Origin of the sequence: Nocardia coubleae NBRC 108252, assembly GCF_001612805.1 — a bacterium.
Taxonomy (GTDB): domain Bacteria; phylum Actinomycetota; class Actinomycetes; order Mycobacteriales; family Mycobacteriaceae; genus Nocardia; species Nocardia coubleae.
Genome location: NZ_BDBD01000031.1, coordinates 1 through 6,432, shown reverse-complemented (window position 1 = coordinate 6,432; position 6,432 = coordinate 1). Strand labels below are relative to the sequence as shown.

The window sequence follows — 6,432 nt, the reverse complement described above, 5'->3', positions numbered from 1 at the left end:
GCGGTCATGGCGGATTGGGGGTGTGCTCGCGGCGTTATCGGTCTTGGACGAAGTCGTTCAGGTTGGTGCGGATGTAGGTGAGGACGCGTTCTTCGAAGTCGGCGGGTTCGTTGATGTCGTAGATCTCGTCGGGGTCGTCGGCGCGGTCGCCGGTGGGGCGGCGGATCTGGTCGGGTTCGGCGAGGGTGCGGTGTTCGTCGTCGAAGAAGCGGTCGAGGGGGTCGTCGGGGGAGTTGGGGGAGGCGTCGCGGGCGGCCAGGACGGCGGCGGCGGCCAGGCGTGGCATGCCTGCGGCGCGCAATGCTCTTGTGGCCCAGGGGAGTTCGGTGCGGCGGGTGCGCAGGTAGGTGCTGAAACCGGAATCCAGGACCGTGGTGTGCAGGCTCGTCAGAGCCAGCAGGTGGGCGAAGGCGGGCGGCAACTGGCCGAAGGCGCCGATCCCGGTGCGGTGCAGATCGTCGGCGGCCGGGTTGGCCCAGAAGACGATGTCGGCGGCGTCGTGAATGCTGTCGACCTCGGCCAATGCCTGGGTCAGCCTGTCGCGCGCCTGCGCCGGGAAGCGGTAATCCACACCGTGAGCCTAGGCGGGCACCTCACCGCTCAGCTCGACACCCGCGTCGCGCAGGGTGGTGAGTGCGGTGGCGGTGGTTTCCGGGGCGACCCCCGCGGTGAGGTCGAGCAGGACGGTGGTGTCGAAACCGGCGGTGCGGGCGTCGAGGGCGGTGGCACGTACGCAGTGGTCGGTGGCGATGCCTACCACGTCGACGTGGTCGATGTCGCGGGCGCGCAACCAGTCGGCGAGGGTGGTTCCGTCGGCCGACGCGCCCTCGAAACCCGAATAGGCGGCGCTGTATTCGCCTTTCGAGAACACCTCTTCGACCAGCCCGGTGTCGAGAGCGGGATGGAAATCGGCGCCCGGCGTACCGACCACGCAGTGCGGCGGCCAGGAGTCGACGTAGTCGGGGTTGTCGGAGAAGTGGGCGCCGGGGTCGACGTGCCAGTCCCTGGTCGCCACGATCGCGTCGTACTTCTTCGCGGCGACATGGGAGCTGATGGCCGCCGCGACCTTCGCGCCGCCGCGCACGGCCAGCGATCCTCCCTCGCAGAAGTCGTTCTGCACATCCACGATGACCAACCCGCGCATCACACCGTCCTCCCGATCATTGCGTCCATACCATTGTCCCCTCGCGTTCGCGAGGTGTCAGCCGAGGAAAGTGGTCGGGATGGCGGGCTCGCCGTCGGAGAGCTTGAGGCCCTCCCACGGCAGGCTCACCAGACCCTGCGCGACCAGCTCCCGGCTGCGTGCCAGCGTCGCGACGCCGTCGACCGTCTCACCGCCGCGCACCAACGGAACCTGGAGCTCACGCACCTGGAAACCGTTGGTGGAGGGGGCTTCTCCCGCGGCCGGGTAGACGATCTCCTCGACGATGGTCCCGGTGGCCCGCGCCAGCCGCACCGCCTTCTTCGCCCCGCCGCGCGACTCCTTGTGGCTGCTGCGTTTGGCGACCGGGATCCCGTCGACCTCCACGAGCTTGAACACCATGCCCGCCGTCGGCGCACCGGAACCGGTGACCAGGGAGGTGCCGACGCCGTACACGTCGACCGGTTCGGCGCGCAGGGCGGCGATGGCGTACTCGTCGAGATCACCGGAGACGACGATGCGGGTGCCGGTGGCGCCGAGCGCGTCGAGCTGATCGCGCACCTGGCGGGCCAGCACACCCAACTCGCCGGAATCGATGCGCACACCGCCCAGTTCGGGCCCGGCCACCTCGATGGCGGTGGCGACACCGCGGGTGATGTCGAACGTGTCGACCAGCAGCGTCGTCCCGATGCCGAGTGCCTCGACCTGGCTGCGGAAGGCGGCCGCTTCATGCTCGCCGTCGGCGCCGCTGTGCAGCAGAGTGAAGGCGTGCGCGCTGGTGCCCGCGCCCGGCACACCGAAGCTGCGCACCGCCTCGAGGTTGGAGGTCGCGTCGAAGCCGGCCAGGTAGGCGGCTCGCGAACTCGACGGCGCGGCCAGTTCGTGGGTGCGTCGCGAACCCATCTCGATCATCCGGCGCCCGGCCGCGGCGCTCACCATGCGGGCGGCGGCCGAGGCGATGGCGCTGTCGTGGTTGAAGATCGACAGGACCAGCGTCTCGAGCACAACGCATTCGGCGAAACTGCCGCGCACGGTGAGGATCGGTGAACCGGGGAAGTACAGCTCGCCCTCGGCGTAGCCGTCGATATCGCCGGTGAAGCGATACTCGCGCAACCATTCGACGGTCGCCGGGTCCAGGAATTTCTCGGCGATCGCCAGCTCCTCGGCGCCGAACCGGAAGCGGGTGAGGGCCTCGAGCAGCCGCCCGGTGCCCGCGACGACGCCGTAGCGGCGGCCGTGCGGCAAGCGTCTGGCGAACACCTCGAAGGTGCACCGCCGCTGCGCCGACCCGTCGGCGAGCGCGGCGGCGAGCATGGTCAGTTCGTACTGGTCGGTCAGCAGCGCGGTGCTCGCTGACCCGTCACGGATCTGCACACCCGAAACTCTAGTCACGGCGGGTGTTGTATCTGGGTGGCCTCGTCGTACCCTGGGGTTTATGGCCCTGTGCAATTCCGTTCGAGCCGGCGCCGTCACCGACGCCGTGAACGCCGCACTGTCGGCGCCACAGGCGACGCCGGAGGCTACCGAATACACCGAGATCCTGGAGGCCGAGGACCGGCCGTGGGTGACCGTCGTGTGGGACGACCCGGTGAATCTCATGCACTACGTCACCTACATATTCCAGAAGCTCTTCGGCTACAGCAAAGCCAAGGCGACCGAGTTGATGCTGCAGGTTCACAACGAGGGCAAGGCCGTGGTGTCGTCGGGTTCGCGCGACAAGATGGAACAGGACGTACGCCGCCTGCACGCGGCGGGCCTGTGGGCAACGATGCAGCGCGACGACTGAGCCTGAGTAACCTGGCCCTGTGCGCAAGTGGAGCAGAAAGAACTCACTCGGTGGTCTCAAGCTTCGATCCGAAATGGACGAGCACGAGGCCACGGTGTTGCGCTCCCTGGTCGCGGCGGTCTCCGGCCTGCTCGCCGACCGCGCCGCCGAGTCGCCCGAGGACGAACTCGCGGCGCTGACCGGGCTGCGCACCGGCAACACCACCCCGCCCGACGACCCGCAACTGCTGCGCCTGCTGCCCGATTTCCACCGCGCCGAACCCGGTTCGCCCGACGCCAAACGGGCCGACCTCAACAGCGCCCTGCGCAGCCTGCACGAACCCGAGATCATCGACGCGAAACTGGCCGCGGGCCGGGTGGTGATGGACAGCTGCCCCGAGGACGGCGGCAAGATCGTGCTCACCCCAGAGCAGGCCGACGCCTGGCTCACCGCCCTCACCGACGTGCGCCTGGCACTGGGCACCCTGCTCGACATCGACGACGACACGCCCGACCACTTCGACCCCGATGATCCGCGCGCCCCGCATCTGGACGTCTACCACTGGCTGACCTGGATGCAGGATTCGCTGCTGCAGGCATTGGCGCCCTGATGCGCGGCGTTCCCGGTCCACGCAACGCGATCACCGACGTCACCGGTGTGCTCGTCGGTCATCATCATGTGCTCGACGACGAGGTGAGCCTCGGGTCGGGTGCCGCGACGGGGTGCACGGTGGTGCGGTTGCCCGGCGGTGCGGTCGCCTCCGTCGACGTGCGCGGCGGCGGGCCTGGCACCCGCGAAACCGACCTGCTGGACCCGGCCAACACCGTGCGCCGCGTCAACGCGGTGCTGCTCACCGGTGGCAGCGCCTACGGCCTGGCTGCCGCCGACGGAGTGATGCGCTGGGCCGAGGAGCACGGCGAGGGCATCCCGATGAGCCCGACCGATCCGAGCCGGGTGGTGCCGATCGTCCCGGGTGCGGTGATCTTCGACCTGCCGGTCGGCGCCTGGGAGATCCGGCCCGACGCGGACTTCGGTTTCCGCGCCGCCGAGGCCGCCTCGACGGACTTCGCCCGAGGGACCGTCGGTGCCGGGGTGGGTGCGCAGGCGGGTGCGCTCAAAGGCGGAATCGGTTCGGCCAGTGTGGTTCTCGACAACGGGGTCACCGTCGGCGCGATCGTCGTGGCCAATCCGGTCGGTTCGGTGGTCGACCCGCGCACCGGTCTGCCGTGGGGTGCGGGCACCGACGGGCCCGACTTCTTCGGTCTGCGGCACGGCACGCCCGCCGAGCTCGCCGCCCTGGCCGCGCTGCCCGGTAAGAGCACTGTGCTCAACACCACGATCGGCGTCGTCGCCTCCGACGCGGTGCTCGACCCGGTCGGTTGCCGCAGGCTGGCGGCCACCGCCCACGACGGCCTGGCCCGCGCCATCCGGCCCGTGCACTCGCCGCTCGACGGTGACACGTTGTTCGCGGTGTCGACCGGTGCCGTGCAGGTCCCTTCGGGTCCGCTACCTGCGGCTTTCCCCTCGGATCTGCTGCTGCTCGACGAGTTGTGCACCGCCGCGGCGGTCGTCGTGGAACGGGCAGTCGTCGATGCCGTCCTCGCCGCCACTTCCGTCGCGGGCATCCCCGCCTACCGCGACTTGTTCCCGCGCTGAACCCGGCGCACAGGCGGGACCGGAATTCGGTCGGGCGGAATACCCGAATAGGGTGTGGGCGTTGTGCCGGATTGTGGAAAGGGTCGACAAGTGCTGGTGATCAGAGCCGATCTCGTTGACGCGATGGTTGCCCACGCGCGCGCCGACCACCCCGACGAGGCCTGCGGTGTGATCGCGGGCCCCGAAGGCAGTGATCGCCCCGAACGCTTCGTCGCGATGATCAACGCCGAACGCTCCCCGACGTTCTACCGGTTCGATTCCGGGGAACAACTGCGGGTATGGCGGGAGATGGACGACGCGGACGAGGTGCCCGTCGTCGTGTACCACTCGCACACCGCCACCGAGGCCTACCCCAGCCGCACCGATATCTCCTACGCCGGCGAACCGGACGCGCACTACGTGCTGATCTCCACTCGAGATCCGCACGAGCACGAACTGCGCAGCTACCGCATCGTCGACGGCGAGGTCACCGAGGAACCGGTGCGCATCGTCGAGTCCTACGACGCCTGACAACCCCAGAACAAGTCACCACCCCGAGGAGTCCCCATGCCGGTAACCGTGTCCATCCCGACCATCATGCGTGGTCTCACCGGAGGTGAGAAGCGAGTCCAGGGCGAGGGCGACACCCTGTCCGCGCTCATCGACAACCTCGAGGCCAACCATCCCGGGCTGGCCGAGCGGCTGCTCAAGGACGGCAAGCTGAACCGCTACGTCAACATCTACGTCGACGACGAGGACGTGCGTTTCGCCGGTGGGCTCGACGCGGAGGTCCCCGCCGGAGCGTCGGTCACCATCCTGCCCGCGGTCGCCGGCGGCGCGTGACCTCGTGGCCCGCTACGAATCGCTGATCGCGACCCTCGGCAACACGCCGCTCGTCGGACTGCGCACCCTCTCACCGCAGTGGGACGGTGACGACCACGTCCGGCTATGGGCCAAGCTCGAGGACCGCAACCCCACCGGGTCGATCAAGGATCGCCCCGCGTTGCGGATGATCGAACAGGCCGAGGCCGACGGTCGGCTCACGCCCGGCTGCACCATTCTGGAACCCACCAGTGGCAACACCGGGATCTCGCTGGCCATGGCGGCCAAGCTCAAGGGGTACCGGATCGTCTGCGTGATGCCGGAGAACACCTCGGTGGAGCGACGTCAGCTGCTCACCATGTTCGGTGCCGAGATCATCGATTCCCCGGCCGCCGGTGGGTCGAATCAGGCTGTGGCGCTTGCCAAGCAGATCGCCGAGGAGAACCCCGATTGGGTGATGCTGTACCAGTACGGCAATCCGGCCAACGCGCTCGCGCACTACGAGACCACCGGGCCCGAACTGCTGGCCGACCTGCCTGAGATCACGCATTTCGTGGCGGGGCTCGGCACCACCGGCACGCTGATGGGCACCGGTCGGTACCTGCGTGAGCAGGTGCCCGATATCGAGATCGTCGCCGCCGAGCCGCGCTACGGCGAACTGGTATACGGGCTGCGCAACATCGACGAAGGCTTCATCCCCGAGCTCTACGACGAGAAGGTGCTCACCACCCGGTTCTCCGTCGGCCCCTACGATGCCGTACGGCGGACCAGGGAACTCGTCGGCGAGGAAGGGATCTTCGCGGGCATTTCGACCGGCGCGATCCTGCACGCGGCGCTCGGGATCGCGAAGAAGGCGCAGAAGGCCGGGCGGCGGGCGGATATCGCGTTCGTGGTTGCCGACGGTGGCTGGAAGTACCTGTCGACGGGGGCTTACGACGGGACGCTCGACGAGGCGGAGGAGAAGCTCGAAGGGCAGCTCTGGGCCTGATTTCGACAGAGCATATGGGGCCGGGCGTGCTACTTGGTAGCGTGCCCGGCCCTTTTTGGATTGCGCCCAGGGGAGTACTGG

General features: G+C 68.9%; 9 protein-coding genes. 6 read left to right on the top strand and 3 right to left on the bottom strand.

Translation table 11 applies throughout. The features are described 5' to 3' along the window. Window positions 1-34: 34 nt before the first annotated feature. Genes NCO8_RS29800 through NCO8_RS29790 form a run of 3 tightly spaced genes read right to left on the bottom strand, consistent with a single transcriptional unit; the run spans window position 35 to window position 2,515 of the window. Window positions 35-571: a DMP19 family protein gene (locus NCO8_RS29800; RefSeq protein ID WP_067645012.1), complete on the bottom strand. Its 537-nt coding sequence runs from the start codon at window positions 569-571 to the stop codon at window positions 35-37. A 9-nt stretch (window positions 572-580) separates the two neighbouring features. Beyond that, window positions 581-1,144 carry a nicotinamidase gene (locus tag NCO8_RS29795; protein WP_157105169.1) on the bottom strand — a complete coding sequence of 188 codons (564 nt, stop codon included), beginning with the start codon at window positions 1,142-1,144 and terminating at the stop codon, window positions 581-583. A 57-nt stretch (window positions 1,145-1,201) separates the two neighbouring features. Then, on the bottom strand, window positions 1,202-2,515 hold the full coding sequence (locus NCO8_RS29790) for a nicotinate phosphoribosyltransferase (protein WP_157105168.1): 1,314 nt from the start codon (window positions 2,513-2,515) through the stop codon (window positions 1,202-1,204). Window positions 2,516-2,576: 61 nt separating this feature from the next. On the opposite strand from NCO8_RS29790, the gene clpS reads away from it, so the two are divergent. The 6 genes from clpS to NCO8_RS29760 all read left to right on the top strand — a co-directional run bounded on the left by clpS (window position 2,577) and on the right by NCO8_RS29760 (window position 6,351). Next, window positions 2,577-2,927 carry an ATP-dependent Clp protease adapter ClpS gene (gene clpS, locus NCO8_RS29785; RefSeq protein ID WP_067498269.1) on the top strand — a complete coding sequence of 117 codons (351 nt, stop codon included), beginning with the start codon at window positions 2,577-2,579 and terminating at the stop codon, window positions 2,925-2,927. A gap of 19 nt (window positions 2,928-2,946) precedes the next feature. Next, window positions 2,947-3,516: an oxidative stress transcriptional regulator AosR gene (gene aosR / locus NCO8_RS29780; RefSeq protein ID WP_067645003.1), complete on the top strand. Its 570-nt coding sequence runs from the start codon at window positions 2,947-2,949 to the stop codon at window positions 3,514-3,516. After that, window positions 3,516-4,562, top strand: coding sequence for a P1 family peptidase (locus NCO8_RS29775; RefSeq protein WP_067645000.1), 1,047 nt, complete (start codon window positions 3,516-3,518; stop codon window positions 4,560-4,562). The genes aosR and NCO8_RS29775 overlap by 1 nt, the downstream gene beginning before the upstream one ends. A 90-nt stretch (window positions 4,563-4,652) precedes the next feature. Beyond that, complete coding sequence (locus tag NCO8_RS29770) at window positions 4,653-5,072, top strand: M67 family metallopeptidase (RefSeq protein WP_067644997.1); 420 nt, start codon at window positions 4,653-4,655, stop codon at window positions 5,070-5,072. Between the two features lie 36 nt (window positions 5,073-5,108). After that, a complete protein-coding gene (locus NCO8_RS29765; RefSeq protein WP_067498283.1) occupies window positions 5,109-5,384 on the top strand; it encodes a MoaD/ThiS family protein in 276 nt (91 codons plus the stop codon). A 4-nt stretch (window positions 5,385-5,388) separates the two neighbouring features. Further along, the gene (locus NCO8_RS29760) at window positions 5,389-6,351 is read left to right on the top strand and encodes a PLP-dependent cysteine synthase family protein (RefSeq protein WP_067498286.1); all 963 of its coding nucleotides are present in this window, start codon (window positions 5,389-5,391) and stop codon (window positions 6,349-6,351) included. Window positions 6,352-6,432 lie beyond the last annotated feature (81 nt).

Excerpts from the sequence above, each read along its gene's own strand:
- NCO8_RS29795 (WP_157105169.1), bottom strand. The coding sequence starts at position 1,144 with ATGCGCGGGTTGGTCATCGTGGATGTGCAGAACGACTTCTGCGAGGGA.
- NCO8_RS29765 (WP_067498283.1), top strand. The coding sequence starts at position 5,109 with ATGCCGGTAACCGTGTCCATCCCGACCATCATGCGTGGTCTCACCGGA.
- NCO8_RS29775 (WP_067645000.1), top strand. The coding sequence starts at position 3,516 with ATGCGCGGCGTTCCCGGTCCACGCAACGCGATCACCGACGTCACCGGT.
- clpS (WP_067498269.1), top strand. The coding sequence starts at position 2,577 with ATGGCCCTGTGCAATTCCGTTCGAGCCGGCGCCGTCACCGACGCCGTG.